Origin of the sequence: Polynucleobacter hallstattensis (assembly GCF_018881835.1) — a bacterium.
GTDB lineage: Bacteria > Pseudomonadota > Gammaproteobacteria > Burkholderiales > Burkholderiaceae > Polynucleobacter > Polynucleobacter hallstattensis.
In genome coordinates, this window is the sequence record NZ_JACVPO010000002.1 from 34,726 (window position 1) to 52,708 (window position 17,983).

At 47.1% G+C, this 17,983-nt stretch carries 15 protein-coding genes and 1 tRNA gene; 15 read left to right on the plus strand and 1 reads right to left on the minus strand.

Going from position 1 to position 17,983, the window contains the following annotated elements:
* The first annotated feature begins 6 nt into the window (after positions 1-6).
* The 4 genes from ICN26_RS06615 (at position 7) to ICN26_RS06630 (ending at position 3,725) form a co-directional block, all read left to right on the plus strand.
* Positions 7-855 (plus strand): YihY family inner membrane protein, encoded by an 849-nt coding sequence (locus ICN26_RS06615; protein ID WP_216267711.1) that lies wholly within the window; start codon positions 7-9, stop codon positions 853-855.
* A gap of 77 nt (positions 856-932) precedes the next feature.
* Positions 933-1,388 carry a CBS domain-containing protein gene (locus ICN26_RS06620; RefSeq protein WP_216267712.1) on the plus strand — a complete coding sequence of 152 codons (456 nt, stop codon included), beginning with the start codon at positions 933-935 and terminating at the stop codon, positions 1,386-1,388.
* 43 nt (positions 1,389-1,431) lie between these two features.
* Positions 1,432-2,547, plus strand: a complete 1,116-nt coding sequence (gene aroC / locus ICN26_RS06625) for a chorismate synthase (RefSeq protein WP_216267713.1) — start codon at positions 1,432-1,434, stop codon at positions 2,545-2,547.
* A gap of 32 nt (positions 2,548-2,579) precedes the next feature.
* Complete coding sequence (locus tag ICN26_RS06630) at positions 2,580-3,725, plus strand: MFS transporter (RefSeq protein ID WP_216267714.1); 1,146 nt, start codon at positions 2,580-2,582, stop codon at positions 3,723-3,725.
* A gap of 24 nt (positions 3,726-3,749) precedes the next feature.
* On the opposite strand, the gene ICN26_RS06635 is transcribed toward ICN26_RS06630, so the two are convergent.
* The gene (locus ICN26_RS06635) at positions 3,750-5,420 is read right to left on the minus strand and encodes an electron transfer flavoprotein-ubiquinone oxidoreductase (RefSeq protein ID WP_216267715.1); all 1,671 of its coding nucleotides are present in this window, start codon (positions 5,418-5,420) and stop codon (positions 3,750-3,752) included.
* A 214-nt stretch (positions 5,421-5,634) separates the two neighbouring features.
* Between ICN26_RS06635 and ICN26_RS06640 the strand changes: the two genes are divergently transcribed.
* The 11 genes from ICN26_RS06640 (at position 5,635) to pheT (ending at position 17,949) form a co-directional block, all read left to right on the plus strand.
* Positions 5,635-6,333, plus strand: a complete 699-nt coding sequence (locus ICN26_RS06640; protein WP_046330080.1) for a CoA transferase subunit A — start codon at positions 5,635-5,637, stop codon at positions 6,331-6,333.
* Between the two features lie 50 nt (positions 6,334-6,383).
* Complete coding sequence (locus ICN26_RS06645; protein WP_215356471.1) at positions 6,384-7,034, plus strand: CoA transferase subunit B; 651 nt, start codon at positions 6,384-6,386, stop codon at positions 7,032-7,034.
* Positions 7,035-7,099: 65 nt separating this feature from the next.
* A complete protein-coding gene (locus ICN26_RS11095) occupies positions 7,100-8,920 on the plus strand; it encodes an alpha/beta fold hydrolase (protein WP_216267716.1) in 1,821 nt (606 codons plus the stop codon).
* Between the two features lie 14 nt (positions 8,921-8,934).
* Complete coding sequence (locus ICN26_RS06655; RefSeq protein ID WP_216267717.1) at positions 8,935-10,956, plus strand: RelA/SpoT family protein; 2,022 nt, start codon at positions 8,935-8,937, stop codon at positions 10,954-10,956.
* A 19-nt stretch (positions 10,957-10,975) separates the two neighbouring features.
* Positions 10,976-11,052, plus strand: a tRNA-Val gene (locus ICN26_RS06660).
* 112 nt (positions 11,053-11,164) lie between these two features.
* Positions 11,165-13,087: a threonine--tRNA ligase gene (gene thrS, locus ICN26_RS06665; RefSeq protein WP_216267718.1), complete on the plus strand. Its 1,923-nt coding sequence runs from the start codon at positions 11,165-11,167 to the stop codon at positions 13,085-13,087.
* Positions 13,088-13,120: 33 nt separating this feature from the next.
* Positions 13,121-13,654: a translation initiation factor IF-3 gene (gene infC, locus ICN26_RS06670; RefSeq protein WP_370624483.1), complete on the plus strand. Its 534-nt coding sequence runs from the start codon at positions 13,121-13,123 to the stop codon at positions 13,652-13,654.
* 138 nt (positions 13,655-13,792) lie between these two features.
* On the plus strand, positions 13,793-13,990 hold the full coding sequence (gene rpmI, locus ICN26_RS06675; RefSeq protein WP_046330084.1) for a 50S ribosomal protein L35: 198 nt from the start codon (positions 13,793-13,795) through the stop codon (positions 13,988-13,990).
* Between the two features lie 26 nt (positions 13,991-14,016).
* Positions 14,017-14,382 (plus strand): 50S ribosomal protein L20, encoded by a 366-nt coding sequence (gene rplT / locus ICN26_RS06680; RefSeq protein WP_216267719.1) that lies wholly within the window; start codon positions 14,017-14,019, stop codon positions 14,380-14,382.
* Between the two features lie 29 nt (positions 14,383-14,411).
* Positions 14,412-15,458, plus strand: a complete 1,047-nt coding sequence (pheS, locus tag ICN26_RS06685) for a phenylalanine--tRNA ligase subunit alpha (RefSeq protein ID WP_216267720.1) — start codon at positions 14,412-14,414, stop codon at positions 15,456-15,458.
* 31 nt (positions 15,459-15,489) lie between these two features.
* Positions 15,490-17,949 carry a phenylalanine--tRNA ligase subunit beta gene (gene pheT, locus ICN26_RS06690; RefSeq protein ID WP_216267721.1) on the plus strand — a complete coding sequence of 820 codons (2,460 nt, stop codon included), beginning with the start codon at positions 15,490-15,492 and terminating at the stop codon, positions 17,947-17,949.
* Positions 17,950-17,983 lie beyond the last annotated feature (34 nt).

The following is a 17,983-nucleotide window of genomic DNA, read 5'->3' on the forward strand; positions in this document are numbered from 1 at the left end:
TGGGCGATGCGCCTCATACAGAATCCTCAATTATGGCTCTCTCTTGGAAAAGAGATCTGGGAGCGTAACCGGGGTCAAAATCTGAAGCAAGTAGCCGCTAGCTTGGCCTTTACTACTACGCTTGCCTTGATTCCCATGCTGACTGTCGCCTCCATTTTGATTGGCTATCTCCCCAGTGTGGTGCGGATTAAGTATGCCTTTCAGGCCTGGTTGCTCGATACCTATATGCCCGGGGGCTTAAATCAGCAGGTCTTTAATTACTTGGATCAATTTTCAGCTCAGGCCAAAGGCCTCACCTTGATTGGTTTGCTTGGCTTGGTGATTACGACCATCATGACATTGGCAGTGATTGAAAGCGCCTTTAATCAGATCTTTCGTGTCGTTGAAAGTCGACCTATTTTGAAGAAGGTTGCGATTTATTCCTCTGCGACCATATTGGGGCCCATTCTCTTGGGTATTGGCACCTACTTAAGTGGTCTTCTATTTAGTGCTGCAGAGGGGTGGACGGAAACCCTGAGCTTTGGTTTGGGGTTTGTGGCAACGGTGGTGCCAGTACTACTGGCTGTGTCCGTATTTTCAGTCGTTTACAAAATCCTCCCTTATACCCACATTGAGTGGCGTGATGCTTTCAGTGGTGCTTTTTTTGCAGCCCTGACCTTTGAGTTGATGAAGTTTGGCTTTGGCCTCTTTCTGACCAATGTCGCCTTTTACAAAACGGTCTATGGCGCTTTTGCGATCTTCCCCTTAGCGCTGATTTGGATTTACCTTACTTGGTGGATTACCTTGGCAGGGGCAGTCTTGGTTGCCAATCTTCCCAGCATTCGCAATGGGTTGCTTAGGGTTATTCGTTACTGAAATACTTCCCATGTCGCTTGATTCCTGGGGGGCATGAGCATATATTGGTCGAATAAGAACTCATTCTTGGAGATCACATGAAAGTTTGCGACATACTGCGCGTAAAGGGCAGCACACTATTTACGGTGGCGCCGGATACTGCTTTGCAAACTGCCGTCTTGGTCATGAGCGAGCACGACATTGGTTCATTGGTAGTGATGGAGTACGACAAGCTCGTCGGTATCCTGACATTTCGTGAGGTGATTGCAGCTTTAGCAAAACACCATGGCAAATTAGATGAGCTCAAGGTTCAAAGCGTTATGAATGCCAAGCCTCTGACTTGCAATATGGAGACAGAGATCGATGAGGTTCGCCGCATGATGCTAGTGGATCATGCCCGCTACTTGCCGGTGATTGATCAAAAGATGCTGATGGGCGTGATTTCTTTCTACGACGTGGCTAAATCCGTTGTTGAGGCTCAGGACTTTGAAAACACCATGCTCAAGGCTTACATCCGAGACTGGCCAGAAGAGGCTGAAAAATCTACCCCATAGGCTCAGCCTAGCCCAAGCCACCGAGCAATGACATAATGTCAATATGTCAGGAAATACCTTAGGCCTTCTTTTTACTGTCACCACTTTTGGTGAATCCCACGGTCCCGCTATTGGCGCTATTGTTGATGGCTGCCCTCCAGGCATGTCCCTGTGTGAAGCAGACTTGCAGATTGATCTGGATCGTCGCAAGCCGGGAACCTCTCGTCATGTGACCCAACGTCAAGAGGCTGACAGAGTTGAAATTCTGTCTGGCGTCTATGAAGGCAAAACCACGGGTGCGCCCATTGGCTTATTAATTCGAAACACCGACCAACGTAGCCAAGATTACGGCAATATCCTGCAAACATTTAGACCCGGTCACGCTGATTACGCTTATCACTATAAATATGGCTTGCGTGATCCTCGTGGCGGCGGGCGCTCTTCAGCAAGATTGACTGCGCCGGTAGTAGCTTCAGCTGCAATCGCCAAGAAGTGGCTCAAAGAACAATATGGCACCGAGTTTTATGGCTACATGAGCCAACTCGGTGAAATTGAAATCCCATTTAAAGATGCAGCACTGATTGAGAGCAATCCTTTCTTTGCTGCTAATGCCGATATCGTTCCTCAGTTAGAGGCTTATATGGATGGACTGCGCAAAGCAGGGGATTCTTGCGGAGCGAAGATTGAAGTGCGGGCGCGCAATGTTCCGATTGGATTGGGCGAGCCTTTATTTGATAAGTTAGATGCGGATATTGCTCATGCCATGATGGGCATCAATGCAGTGAAGGGTGTTGAGATTGGCTCAGGCTTTAAGTCAGTAACGCAACGCGGTAGTGAGCATGGTGATGAGTTGCATCCAGATGGTTTCGCTAGTAATAATGCGGGTGGCACTGTAGGCGGCATCAGTACTGGTCAAGATTTGCGGGTGTCGATTGCCATTAAGCCAACCTCTAGTATTTTGAGCCCAAAAGAATCGGTTGATTTAGACGGTAAGCCGATTACCGTGCAAACCAAAGGTCGTCATGATCCTTGTGTTGGTATTCGTGCCACTCCAATTGCTGAAGCGATGCTAGCCTTAGTATTAATGGACCACGCTTTGCGTCACCGCGCTCAGTGCGGCGATGTGAAACATCCTATTTCTTCGATCCCAGCTGCACGTCCCGACTCTGTAAAAGATTGATACAAAATTCACTTTAGAAACCTAAAAAGAAAATGACACCTTCAGTGCGTTGGGCCTTCGGGTCCTTTTTCTTTTTATATTTTGCTTATGTTGGTTTAGTTTCTCCATATGCCAGCCTCTTTTTTTTAGATCGTGGCTTTAGCGTTATTGAGATTGCAGTTTTAATGTCCATGCTACAAATCACCCGAATAGTGGGACCATTCTCTTGGGGTTGGTTATCAGACTACCTATCGGATCGCATTGGCATCATTCGCTTTTGCGCATGTTTAGCCGCAGTCACTTTTCTAAGTATCTTTTTTCTCAATAGCTATGTTGCATTTTTTATTTGGATGTTTGTATTGCACACCATCCTCAGTAGCTTGATGCCATTGGGTGAGTCGGCAACTGTGCATGCCTTGTTTAAAGACAATTCATTTGATAAGCGTTACGGCCGTTTGCGTTTGTGGGGCTCAATTGGTTTTATAGCGATGGTCTTATTTGCGGGTGAATTATTTCAGCGCAAGGGTATTGAGCTCTATCCCATCGTGGGCGCGGTGATTTTGACCTTCTTGGCTTTGGTTACCTTTCGCTTGCATGAACCTAAGATGGAGCGTCGCAAGATGGTCAAGGGTGAACTGCTGATTGTTCTATTTAATCCGGATGTGCGCTGGTTCTTGCTCTCAGGATTTTTTATGATTTTTGCGCATGCTGCTTTGTATGTTTTCTATTCGCTTTACCTGGCCGATTTAGGTTACGATAAATTTCAGATTGGTTTGTTCTGGGCCTTAGGTGTTGCAGCTGAAGTGATCTTCTTTTATTTCCAGAGCAAAGTGCTCAGTCGCTTGGATGCCGAAGTCGTTTTGCAAATCGCTTTTGGCATAGGCGTGTTTCGATTTATCTTGATGGCCTTCTTCCCGCTCACTTGGGTATTGATTCTGGCTCAGCTCATGCACGCCGCTACTTTTGGGGCGCACCATAGCGCTGCTACAAAACTATTACAACGTTGGTTTACTGGCCCACTTCAGGCTCGAGGACAAGCTCTAATGGCAACTGTGTCTTATGGCTTAGGCGGAACCTTAGGCGGTTTATTTGCTGGTTGGCTATGGGATGCTACTGAGCCTCGCAATGTCTTTGTGATGGCCGCTTTAGCCTGCGGCTTAGGGGGCATGGCAATTGGAAAGCTACGACCTCGCCACTAGCCCGAGATAACTGGATCAGCAGCTTTACATTGATCCGTAGTTCGGGCCACCACCACCTTCAGGGGTAATCCAAACAATGTTCTGACTTGGATCCTTGATATCACAAGTCTTGCAATGCACACAGTTTTGCGAATTAATCTGCAACTGCGGTTGCCCCTCTTTTTCTACATATTCATACACACCAGCAGGGCAGTAGCGTTGCTCTGGGCCTGCATAAGTTTTGAGATTCAAGTTCACGGGTACCGACGCATCTTTTAAGGTGAGATGAACAGGTTGATTCTCAGCATGATTGGTATTGGAGATAAATACCGATGAGAGCCGATCAAAAGTAATCTTGCCATCCGGCTTTGGATAATCAATAGCTTGATGCTGCGCTGCTGGCTCTAAGCATTCATGATCTGCATGCTTTAAATGAATGGTCCAGGGCATATTGCCACCCAAAATTTTCTGTTCAAGGCCAACCATGAGGGTGCCTAAATACAAACCTTTTGACATCCACGGCTTAAAGTTGCGCGCCTGATTTAATTCAGTATGGAGCCAGCTATTTTTGAACGCACTTGGATAGGCAGCCAGCACATCAGCGGAACGATTCTCAGCAAGCGCTGCAACTGCTGCTTGTGCAGCCAGCATGCCGGTCTTAATAGCAGCATGACTCCCTTTAATGCGTGAGGCATTGAGGAATCCAGCATCACAACCAATGAGTGCACCACCGGGGAAAACAGTTTTAGGTAAGCTATTTAAGCCACCCGCTGTCAACGCCCGTGCACCATAGGCTAGGCGCTTACCACCTTCAAAGGTTTCACGAATCTTCGGATGAAGCTTGTAGCGCTGAAATTCTTCAAACGGAGATAGGTGGGGATTCTTATAAGAAAGCCCTACTACTAAGCCTACTGCAACTTTGTTATCACCTAAGTGATATAAGAATGAGCCACCATAGGTATCACTTTCCAATGGCCAGCCTGCGGTATGAACTACTAGACCAGGCTTACTCTTGGAGGGCTCTACTTCCCATAGTTCTTTAATGCCAATGCCGTAGCTTTGTAGATCGGCATCTTGATCTAAGGCAAACTTGGCAATCAGTTGTTTGCCTAAATGTCCGCGCGAACCTTCGGCAAATAGGGTGTACTTGGCACGCAATTCCATGCCGAGCTGAAATTGATCAGTGGGTTGACCCGCTTTATCCAAACCCATTGAACCAGTGATCACGCCGCAAACTGCGCCTTGCTCGTTATAGAGAATTTCTGCAGCAGGAAAGCCTGGAAAGATTTCTACGCCCAAGTTCTCAGCCTGTTGACCTAGCCAGCGCGTCACATTGGCCAAGCTAACAATATAGTTGCCCTCATTCTTAAAACAATGGGGCAGCATCCAGTTTGGAACTTGAAATGAGCTCTCTTTAGTCAGAAATAAAAACTGATCTTCGCTTACTTCGGTATCCAATGGCGCGCCTAACTCCTTCCAGTTGGGGAAGAGCTCAGTTAATGCCCTAGGGTCCATGACGGCACCAGACAGGATGTGCGCGCCGATTTCAGATCCTTTTTCAAGCACGCACACGCTTATTTCTTTGCCGGATTCATCGGCTAGTTTTTTTGCTTTAATGGCTGCGGATAAGCCTGCAGGACCACCCCCTACGATGACGAGGTCATAGTCCATGGATTCTCTAGGTCCAAACTGTTCGAGTAATTCCTGGGCTGTCATTTCATTTCTCCGACATTACTTATCAATAGGGCGCATTAGGCATTGTGGCTATTTTGGTATTTTGTGCATTTCCGCAACCTTTAAAGCACTAAGCTACACCTATAGTTTAGTTCTAAGCCATAAAAACCAAGTTAGCGCCCAATGCCAATAGGCTGAGAGGTCTAAGGCGTTATGATTACTTTTTTATCTTTTTTGGCAATATTAGGACGAATTTATGAACAAAACTTACCCATCGGCTGTGGATGCCTTACGGGATATCTTAAAAGATGGCCAAAAACTGGCTGTTGGTGGTTTTGGCTTGTGCGGTATTCCTGAAGCCTTGATCCAAGCGGTTAAGGACCTCGGTGCGCAAAATCTGACTGCGATTGCTAATAACGCTGGGGTGGATGGCTTTGGCTTGGGTCTACTGCTGAACTCAAGACAAGTCAAAAGGATGGTTGCTTCCTACGTAGGTGAGAACAAAGAATTTGAGCGTCAGTTTTTGGCTGGTGAGCTCGAGCTGGAATTTACTCCGCAAGGAACGCTTGCTGAGAAGTTGCGTGCTGGCGGTTGCGGCATTCCTGCTTTTTATACTAAAACAGGTGTGGGTACATTAGTTGCTGAGGGCAAAGAAGAAAAAGAGTTTGACGGTGAGCGCTACATCATGGAGCGTGCAATCGTCTCTGATATCTCCCTGGTAAAAGCCTGGAAGGCGGATAAATCCGGTAATTTGATTTATCGCTACACCGCCCGAAACTTCAATCCTATGGTTGCAATGGCTGGCAAGATCACGGTTGCTGAAGTTGAAGAAATTGTAGAGAACGGTGAGTTAGATCCCGATCAGATTCATACACCAGGCATTTATGTGCATCGCTTGGTACTAAACACTACGCCTGAGAAGCGTATTGAGCAACGTACTTTGTCTGCTGCTTAATACCTATAGACGCCATATAAAAACAGTACAGAATATTTAGGAAGATCGATATGCCTTGGAATAGAGATGAAATGGCAGCACGTGCTGCTAAAGAGCTAAAGGATGGTTATTACGTCAATTTAGGCATTGGTATGCCAACCTTAGTGGCCAACCATGTGCCTGAAGGCATGGAGGTATGGCTTCAGTCTGAAAATGGTTTGTTGGGTATTGGCCCATTTCCAACTGAAGAAACGATTGATGCGGATTTAATTAATGCGGGCAAGCAAACGATTACTACTTTGCCTGGCTCATCTATTTTTTCTTCTGCAGATTCCTTCGGAATGATTCGTGGTGGAAAAATTAATATCGCAATTTTGGGTGCGATGCAAGTAAGCGAATATGGTGACTTAGCGAACTGGATGATCCCTGGCAAGATGGTAAAGGGTATGGGCGGCGCTATGGACTTGGTTGCAGGCGTAAAGCATGTGGTTGTTTTGATGGAGCACGTTGCCAAGAAAAAAGATGGCACAGAAGAAATCAAGATTCTACCTAAGTGCACTCTGCCATTAACTGGTGTGGGTGTTATTAGTCGCATCATTACTGACCTTTGCGTACTCGACATTACGCCAAAGGGTTTGAAGTTGGTGGAGTTGGCTCCCGGTGTAACTAAGGAAGAAGTCATATCCAAAACAGGTGCCCCTATAGACGTCGCAGGTTTCTAACCTTTTTTGATGGATAGTGAAATAATGGGGTCAATGACCCCATTTTCTTTTTTAAAGATTCCCTTATGAGCGTTGTAGATCACTCGCTTCACGCACACAAGCAGGGCGATGCTAAGCATACCCATAGCAAGGAAGTCTCCAACCAGAATCTCTTGCTGATTGCCTTAGTGCTCACACTCGGTTTTTCAGGGGTTGAGGGTGCCGCTGCTTACTTTGCGAATTCTTTAGCACTGATATCCGATGCTGGCCATATGGTGACAGATGCTGCCGCGCTAGGACTGGCGTTGTTGGCACAAATCATTTCTCGTCGCCCGCCATCACCAAAACATTCGTTTGGGTTTGGAAGGGCTGAAGCCTTGGCGGCCTTTGTTAATAGCATTGCGATGCTGGCCTTAGTTGCCTGGATTATGGTTGAGGCAATTAGTCGATTCTATGACCCACATAAGGTGGATGGCTTAACTGTCACGATAGTAGCAGCCATTGGCTTACTCATGAATATTGTGGTGGCATGGGTGCTGTCGCGCGATAAAAAGAGTGTTAATACCCGCGCTGCCTTGGTTCATGTCATGGGTGACTTGCTGGGGTCTATAGCCGCTCTGATTGCGGGTATTGTGATTCAGCTTACTGGATGGATGCCAATTGATGCCATCTTATCTATCTTGGTTTCCCTCTTAATTTTGAAGTCCACCATTTCTATTCTGAAAGAGTCCTATCACTTCCTGATGGAGGGGGTGCCTCTCCATATCGACTATCTTCAAGTGGGTCAGGATTTAAAAAAAGTGCCAGGCGTTTTAGCAGTACATGATCTGCATGTTTGGGAGATGACTCCCAGCTTCCCAGCCCTGATCGGTCATATTGAAATTGAGCGTATTGGAGAATGGCCTGAAATCATGGCACGCATCAACGCGATGTTGCTAAGGGATCATGGTATTGATCACGTAACGCTGCAGCCAGAAGTTCCAGGTATGGCTGATGTGCATGCTCACGATGAACACCTTGCTGCTGAGATTCAACAGCCGAATGTTATTCATCAGGGTGATACTTTTTATGTGACCTGTACCAGCCCCGATGGCCCGCATCGGATGGCTTATCACGCCTGGGGTAATCCGAATAATTCCAGGGTTCTAGTTTGTGTTCATGGCCTCACGCGCAGGGGGAGTGATTTCAAAACTCTGGCAGAGGCAATGAGTCTAGATTACTACGTGGTTTGTCCGGATGTAGTGGGCCGGGGTGATTCTGATCGACTTAAAAATCCTATGCTCTATGCCGTTCCCCAATACGTCGCAGACATGGCAAGCTTAATTGGGCATCTCGACGTTGCGCAGGTAGATTGGTTAGGAACCTCTATGGGTGGTTTGATTGGTATGGTCTATGCCGCAATGCCCAAGAGTCCAATTCGTCGTATGCTGATTAATGATGTGGGTCCACGCATTGAGCCTGAGGCCATCAAGCGTCTGGGCTCTTATGTTGGCCAGCCTTTTAGCTTTTCTAATCGCGCTGATGCATTGCAACGTTTAAATCAGATCTGCGCTTCATTCGGTGCTCATACCCCAGAAGAGTGGGAGATTTATAACGGTCCCATGCTCGTGCAAAAAGATGGTCTTTGGGTAATGCACTACGACCCTGATATTTCTGTACCGTTTGCATCGGTCAATCCGATTATGGCAAAGGCGGGAGAGATGGCGATGTGGCATGCCTTCAAGCAAATTCATATCCCGATGTTGATTGTGCGTGGCGGTGAGTCAGATTTACTTTCCGCTAAAACGGTAGCCGAGATGTGCAAGGTCAATCCTTACATTCGGAGTATTGAAATTCCGGAAGTTGGTCATGCGCCTGCCTTCGTGAAATCAGAGCAAGTGGCTTTAGCAAAAGAATTTTTTAGTTAAGGATTTCTTCGCTCATGTCAAATGCCGGTCATGCATCTGAGGCCATCAAAATTATTGATGGTTGGTATGGCGAGCCTTCTGAAAATCATGCCGCTGGTGTACTCAGCATATTGAAGCTGCTTCACCTAGATGAAGCAACCCTTACCGCTGCACTTAATATTGCCCGCACCCATGGCAAAGAATCACTCACCAAATTAATTGGCGATGAGTCAGCCAGACTGTTGATTGGCTACCGGGGCCTGAGGCAGGCTCAAGCCAAGCTCGTTCGCAATGATGGCGGTCTGAGTATTTCTGGGCAAGAAGAAATGCTCAGAAAGATGTTGCTTGCTTTTGGTGATGATCTACGCGTCGTTCTCATTTATCTTGCTTCACGCTTACAAACGCTGCGTTGGATTACTCATGAAAAAATTGCGATGCCAAAAGCTTGGGCGCAAGAGATTCTGAATATTGATGCATCACTTGCGAATCGCCTCGGTATTTGGCAAATGAAATGGGAGATGGAGGACTTGGCATTCCGAGTTCTCTCACCAGAGATATACCGTGACATCGCCAAGATGTTGGATGGTAAGCGTATTGAGCGTGAATCTTTTATTAATCTGATTGTGAGCAAGCTTAAAGAAGAATTAAATGTTGCCCGTATTGAAGGTGAGGTTCAGGGTCGCCCAAAGCACATCTACAGTATTTGGAAAAAGATGCAGGGCAAGTCATTAGATTTTGCCAATCTCTATGACGTTAGGGCGTTTAGAGTTTTAGTAGATGACGTTAAATCCTGTTATGCCATTTTAGGAATAGTGCATAACGTCTGGCAGCCTGTGCCACGTGAATTTGATGACTACATTGCGAGGCCAAAGCCAAACGGATATCAATCTTTGCATACCGTAGTGATGGATGAGCACGGAACGGCATTTGAGATTCAGGTGCGCACCAATGAAATGCATCAACAGGCTGAGTATGGTTTGGCAGCTCATTGGCGCTACAAGGAGGGCGCTTATGTTGGCACTGCAACTCCGCCAAAAAATAAATCCAATGATGTAAATCCAAGTCATCAAACTGGTACCCACAGTGCAGCAGTTGCCTATGAACGTCAAATTGCTTGGGCAAGGCAACTCATTTCTTGGAAAGAGGATGCTTGGGAGCAACTCAAGCACCATGAGATCGATGACCATATTTATGTACTCACTCCCTTAGGAAAAGTAATTTCTTTAGAAAAGGGTTCATCGCCGATTGATTTTGCATACGCAGTTCATACCGACCTAGGTCACCGCTGTCGTGGCGCTCGCGTAGATGGTGCGATGGTACCTTTAGACACGTCATTGCAGAATGGTCAAACGGTTGAAATCGTCGCCGTAAAGCATGGCGGCCCTTCACGAGATTGGATTAGTCCTAGCCGCAATTACTTGCGCTCGCAGCGTGCTCGCACACGTGTACGCGCTTGGTTTAATGCTTTAGATGATGAAGAGGCGGGATCTAAGTCCACCGACACCAAGGTGGAACAAAAGACAGAGGCGAAGGTTATTACTCCAGCCCCAGACATTGTTCTTAAGCAAAGCACTCGCAAGCAGGGTCATGCAAGTGATGTTTTGGTAGTGGGGGTGGATTCATTGATGACTCAGTTGGCGCGGTGCTGCCGGCCGGTGCCACCCGATGCGATTGCAGGCTTTGTAACCCAAGGTCGTGGTGTATCGATTCATCGGCGCTCTTGCAAAACGTTGAGAGGTTTATTGGAGCGAGCCCCTGAGCGCGTTATCCAAACGGCCTGGAATGATTCTGGGGTTGAAACGGCCGCCGGAAATGATCCTCGGCGTGTATTTCCTGCAGATTTAGCCGTAACCGGGCTCGATCGCCCTGAGTTGATGCGCGAGTTGTTTGAGATTCTGACACGACAGGGTGTCCACGTGATTGATCTTCGCAAATCTGCCAAGCGAGGCCTAGCTCAAATACTGTTGACAGTAGAGATTAAAGACTCGGAAGCCTTGCGGCTTACCCAAAATGCGCTAGAAGAAGTCAAAGGGGTGACCCAGGTACGCCGCCGGTGATAAACTCTAAGGCTTATATAGGCTCGTAGCTCAGCTGGTTAGAGCACCACCTTGACATGGTGGGGGTCGTTGGTTCGAGTCCAATCGAGCCTACCAACGAATAAAGACCCAAAAGTGCGCGGTTGCCCAAAAGCTCCCGCGCTTTTTTTTGGTGGATGTTGTGCAGTAAATCAGTCTTTCGGCTGAATCTTAATAAGATGGAGCGGTCATGCTTGTAGTTACCCTGCCAGATGGATCTAAACGTGAGTTTGAGGCTCCCGTGCGCGTTCTTGATGTTGCCCAAAGCATTGGAAGTGGGCTTGCCAAAGCCGCCCTTGGCGGCATAGTGGATGGCAAGATGGTGGATGCCAGTTTTCTTATAGACAAAGATAGTCAACTGGCAATCATTACTGATAAAAGCCCAGAAGCGCTAGAAATTGTGCGCCATTCCACAGCTCACTTATTGGCCTATGCCGTTAAAGAGCTGTTCCCAGAGGCGCAAGTTACTATTGGCCCTGTCATCGAAAACGGTTTTTATTACGACTTCTCATTTCATCGCGCATTCACGCCTGACGATTTGGTGGCAATTGAGAAGAAAATGACTGAGCTGGCCAAGAAAGATGAGTCAGTAATTCGTACAGTAATGCCGCGTGATGAGGCTGTGAAGTTCTTCAAGGATCAGGGCGAAAATTACAAAGCAGAAATTATTTCTAGCATCCCGCAAGGCGAGGATGTGTCTTTGTATGCCGAAGGAAAATTCACTGACTTATGTCGCGGACCCCATGTGCCATCTACTGGCAAGCTCAAAGTATTTAAGCTTCTGAGCGTTGCTGGTGCTTACTGGCGTGGCGATAGCAAGAATGAAATGTTGCAACGGATCTACGGTACGGCTTGGTTGAAAAAAGAAGATCAAGACGCACATCTGCATATGCTCGAAGAAGCTGAGAAGCGTGACCACCGTCGCCTTGGTAAGTTCTTAGATTTATTTCACTTTCAAGCTGAAGCGCCTGGTTTAATTTTCTGGCATCCAAAAGGCTGGTCTATTTGGCAAGAGGTTGAACAGTACATGCGCCGCGTTTATCAGCGCGAAGGCTACCAAGAAGTAAAAGCCCCGCAAATTTTGGATCGTGGTCTTTGGGAAAAGTCTGGCCACTGGGATAACTACAAAGAAAACATGTTTACAACCGAGTCAGAGAATCGTGCATATGCATTAAAGCCGATGAACTGCCCAGGACATGTGCAGATTTTTAATTCTGGCTTGCATAGCTATCGTGAATTGCCATTGCGCTACGGCGAGTTTGGCCAGTGTCACCGCAACGAACCATCTGGCGCATTGCACGGTTTGATGCGCGTCCGCGGTTTCACGCAAGATGATGGTCACATTTTCTGTACTGAAGATCAAATTCAGTCTGAAGTAGCTGCCTTTGATAAGGCGGTTCGTGAGGTTTATCAAGATTTTGGCTTTACTGAGGTGGCTGTCAAGCTAGCCTTGCGCCCAGTAAAACGCGTTGGTGATGACGCTATTTGGGATAAAGCGGAGGCTGCCTTACGTGGCGCCTTGACCGCTTCAGGTCAAGAATGGGAAGAATTACCAGGTGAGGGTGCTTTTTATGGTCCGAAGATTGAATATCACCTGAAAGACTCGATTGGCCGTACTTGGCAGTGCGGCACGATTCAGGTGGATTTCTCGATGCCAGCACGTTTAGGTGCTGAATATGTCACCGAAGAGAACACTCGCAAGGCTCCAGTGATGCTTCATAGAGCAATTGTGGGCTCTTTGGAGCGTTTTATCGGTATTTTGATCGAAAACCATGCTGGAAATATGCCAGTTTGGCTTGCTCCGACTCAGGCTATAGTCCTCAATATCTCGGATAATTCTGCTGCGTATGCTCAAAAAGTCCAGCAATCTCTGAAAAAACAAGGGTTTAGAGTCGAATCGGATTTGCGAAATGAGAAAATTACGTATAAAATACGCGAGCACGCATTACAGAAGCTCCCATTTTTGTTAGTTGTAGGGGACAAAGAAGCAGAAAGTAATTCGGTGGCCGTTCGTGCCCGTGGCGGAGTGGATTTAGGGGTAATGCCTCTTGATGCCTTCGTTGCCCGACTCCAGCAGGATATTTCTCAGAAAGTCGGACCCGAGCTTAGCTAGGGGTGGAATGGTTTTTATTGTTTTTTTAAAGGAATTAAGAAGATCGCTACTGATAAATCGCAGCGCATAAATCGGGAGATTACTGCTCCTGAAGTGCGTCTGATTGGACTGGATGGAGAACCCATCGGTGTAGTTAAGTTGAGTGAAGCCCTGGCTTTAGCAGAAGAGAAAGAAACCGATTTGGTTGAAATTGCTCCGACGGCTGTGCCACCTGTAGTCCGGATCATGGACTTCGGCAAATTCAAGTACCAAGAAGCCAAACGTTTGCATGAAGCTAAGCTCAAGCAAAAAGTGATTCAGGTGAAGGAAGTTAAATTCCGTCCCGGCACAGATGATGGTGACTATGGTGTGAAGCTACGCAATCTAATCCGCTTTTTGGAAGATGGCGATAAGACAAAGATTACGCTGCGGTTTCGGGGTCGTGAAATGGCTCACCAAGAAATCGGAGTCAGAATGTTGGAACGTTTGAAGTCAGACCTGATTGAGCATGGTCAAGTAGAACAGTTTCCAAAGATGGAGGGTCGCCAAATGGTGATGGTGTTGGCCCCCATTCGTAAGGCTAAGTAATAAACCAAATCGCAAGATGAGGTTTGTTGTTTAAGTAGGGAGGGGTCGTAGACCCTGGTAGCAAGAAGTGCTTCTAGGTACAGGAAGCGTAACCGTCGGTTACCACCTAAGTTGCACATGCAGAAGAAGGGGTGCTTTATGCCCAAGATGAAGAGTAAGAGTAGCGCCAAAAAGCGCTTCACGGTTCGCGCAGGCGGAACGATCAAACGAGGCCAGGCTTTCAAACGCCACATCCTCACCAAGAAGACCACAAAGAATAAGCGTCACCTACGTGGTACTACCGAAGTTGCGAAGGCAGACGTTAAGTCAATTCGCTCCATGCTTCCATACGCTTAACCTCAGACTAGATTAGGAGAATTTAAATGCCAAGAGTCAAACGTGGGGTTACAGCAAGAGCCCGTCATAAGAAAGTCACCGATGCCGCAACAGGCTATCGTGGACGTCGTAAAAACGTATTCCGTATTGCTAAGCAAGCAGTTATGCGTGCTGGTCAATATGCATACCGCGACCGTCGTAATAAGAAACGTGTATTCCGCGCATTGTGGATTGCTCGTATCAACGCGGCAGTTCGTCAGCATGACATGACCTATAGCGTATTCATGAATGGTATGAAGAAAGCCGCGATCGAACTCGACCGTAAAGTGCTTTCTGATATGGCCATTGCTGATAAGGCGGCTTTTGCTGCTTTGGTTACTCGGATCAAATCCGTAGTAAGCGCTGCAGCTTAATTCTTAGTCCATAAAAAAACTAAGCTGCAATGGTTTCTCTCGACCACATTGTCGAGGATGCTAAACGTGATTTCCTCGGAGCTGCCGATTCGGCAGCTCTAGAGGACGCGAAAGCCAAGTATCTCGGTAAGTCAGGTGTTCTCACTGAGCGTTTAAAAGCGCTAGGTGGAATGTCGCCTGATGAGCGCAAGAGTGCTGGCGCCCAGATTAATCAAATCAAAACTCAAGTAGAGGCTTCATTGCAGGAACGTCGCCAAGCATTGGCTGATGCGGTATTGCTGCAACGGCTTGCGGCGGAATCGATTGACGTCTCTTTGCCTGGCCGTGGCCAATCTGTAGGTAGCTTGCATCCGGTGATGCGTACCTGGGAACGTGTTGAAGAGATCTTCCGCTCTATTGGTTTTGATGTAGCTGACGGCCCTGAAATTGAAACTGATTGGTTTAATTTCACCGCCTTAAACAGTCCCGAGAATCATCCTGCACGTTCAATGCAGGATACTTTTTATATTGATGGCAAAGATTCCAATGGAAAGCCTTTGTTATTGCGTACGCATACTAGTCCGATTCAGGTTCGTTATGCGAGTGAGCATGTCAAGAAATACGCCCATGCCGATGTGATGCCGCCAATTAAGGTTATTGCGCCAGGTAGAACCTATCGCGTGGATAGTGACGCAACCCATTCACCGATGTTTCATCAGGTTGAGGGCTTGTGGATTGCTGAGAGCGTTTCCTTTGCAGACCTTAAAGGTGTGTATACCGATTTTCTCAGAACTTTTTTTGAAACGAATGAGCTGCAGGTTCGTTTCCGCCCATCGTATTTCCCATTCACTGAGCCTTCGGCCGAAATTGATATGGCCTTCGGTAGCGGCAAGCTAGCCGGCCGATGGTTAGAGATTTCTGGTGCAGGGCAGGTTCATCCAAATGTATTGCGCAATATGGGTATTGATCCAGAGCGCTATACCGGTTTTGCTTTTGGCTCTGGCTTAGAGCGTTTGACGATGTTGCGTTACGGCGTTGATGATTTACGTCTTTTCTTTGAGAACGATCTCCGTTTCTTAGCGCAATTTCCGGCTTAATTCGCCAACCTTCTAATAGTAGATAGCGCATATGCAATTTTCTGAATCTTGGTTACGCCAATATGTAAATCCTTCGCTCGATAGCAATGCATTAGGTCATGCAATGACTATGGCCGGGCTTGAGGTGGAAGAGCAGCATTCAGTAGCGCCTGCATTTACGAAGATTGTGGTTGCACAAATTCTTTCTGCTGAGCAGCATCCTGATGCAGACCGCTTGCGCGTTTGCAAGGTCGACGCAGGAACTGGCCAAGAGTTACAAATTGTTTGCGGTGCGCCGAATGCGCGTGCTGGTATCAAAATCCCTTGCGCGATGGTTGGCGCTGAATTGCCACCAGCAGATGTGGGTGGCAAACCATTCATGATCAAAGTGGGTAAGTTACGTGGTGTCGAAAGCCAGGGGATGTTGTGCTCTGGTCGCGAGCTTGGTCTTGGTGATGATCACGAAGGTATTTTGGAGTTACCTGCAGATGCCCCAGTGGGTGAAGATATTCGTCAGTATTTAAGTCTAGATGATCAGATCTTTGTGATTAAGTTGACTCCTAATAAAGCGGATTGTTTGTCTCTAATGGGGATGGCGCGTGAAGTGTCAGCCATCACTGGTGCTGCATTGTGCGCACCCAAGTGGAACCCTGTTGATGTTTCTATACAAGACAAGCTCAAAGTTACGGTTGAAAGCACTGATCTTTGCGGTCGTTTTGCTGGTCGCGTGATTCGTGGCGTCAATCCAAAAGCTGCAACACCAGATTGGATCATTCAACGACTTTGCAATGCCGGTCAAAGAAGCATTTCTCCATTGGTGGATCTTTCTAACTATGTCATGTTGGAAATGGGTCAGCCGACCCATGTATTTGACATTGATAAATTGACTGGTGACTTATCTGTTCGTTGGGCGAAGACGGGTGAAAGTCTTGAGTTATTGAACGGCCAGACGGTGACTTTGCAAGGTCCAGATTCTGCGGGCAAGATCCAGGATGCTGGTGTGGTTGCCGATCAAAATGGTCCTGTAGCGTTAGCTGGGATTATGGGTGGCAATCATTGCGCCGTGACTGATGACACTAAAAATATTTATGTTGAGGCCGCTTATTGGCAGCCTTCGGCAATTCAGGGGCGTGCTCGTCGTTTTAATTTCAGCACCGATGCGGCGCATCGCTTTGAGCGTGGTGTTGATCCACAAAATACGGCTAACTGCCTAGAATATTTAACGGCTTTGATTGTTGAAGTATGCGGTGGCCAAGTTAGCCCAATTGATGATCAAGTATTAGCTATTCCTGAGCGCAAACCAGTCAGCATGCGTTTAGCTCGCGCTATGAAAGTCATCGGTATTCCGCTCACTGCTGAAATTGTTGCTGATGTGTTCAAGCGCCTTGGTTTTGAGTTCAAGCAAGAAGCAGGTGATGTATTTGTTGTAACACCGCCAAGCTATCGCTTCGATATCGAAATTGAGGAAGATTTAATAGAAGAAGTCGCCCGCATGTACGGCTTTGAAAATATTCCTGATGTGCCGCCAATTTCCTCCTTAAAAATGAGCGCCAGGGCTGAGGCAAAGCGTGGCCTGCATTTATTGCGCCAGCGTTTAGCTCTACAAGGCTATCAAGAGGCGGTGAACTTTGGATTTACTGATCTTGAGAGTGAACAACGATTAGCTGCAGCCACTGACAAAGACCTCATTGCTGTGCTCAACCCGATTGCCAATCAGTATGGTGTGATGCGCAGCAATCTGTGGGGTGGTTTGTTGACTAACCTAAAGTCAAACTTAAATCGTGGTGCTGGACGTGTCCGTTTATTTGAAACAGGTCGTGTATTTAAGCGTGATGTAAGCGTACAAGAAGAGGCTGGCAGAGTTGCAGGCTTTCATCAGCCTCAGCAAATTGGTGGTTTGGCTTATGGATCATTTGTAGCGGAGCAGTGGGCAAGCATTGATCGTGCAGTCGATTTCTTTGATGTGAAGGGTGATCTGGAGCGTGTGCTCGATCCATTGCATTTCACGACTGAGGCTGCCGTTCATCCTGCACTACATCCAGGTCGCAGCGCACAAATTCACTTGATAACCCCGACTGGAAAACACCATATTGGCTGGATTGGTGAATTACATCCTGGTTTACAGCAAGCCTACGAGTTGCCACAGGCTCCAGTTCTTTTTGAAATGGATTTAGAGGCTATTCGCAATTTAAGTATTCCGCAGCCGGAAGAGTTAAGTAAATTTCCTGCTGTACAGCGAGATCTAGCAGTAGTGGTAAAGCAATCCATTTCTTCACAGACTTTGCTCGATGCAATGAATGCGAAGAAGCAGAACTTTGTTAAGGCGATTGAGCTATTTGATGAGTTCAAACCAAAAGCTGGCTCTAGTAGTATGGCCGATGATGAGAAGAGTTTGGCCTACCGTGTGACTTTGCTCAATCCACAGGAAACATTACAGGATGCTCAAATTGAAGCGGTTATGACTGCTTTATTAGCGACACTTGAGAAAAATTGCGCAGCCCGCCTGCGCTAGGTTTAATATAAGCAATAGATCAGTAAGAAGAGAC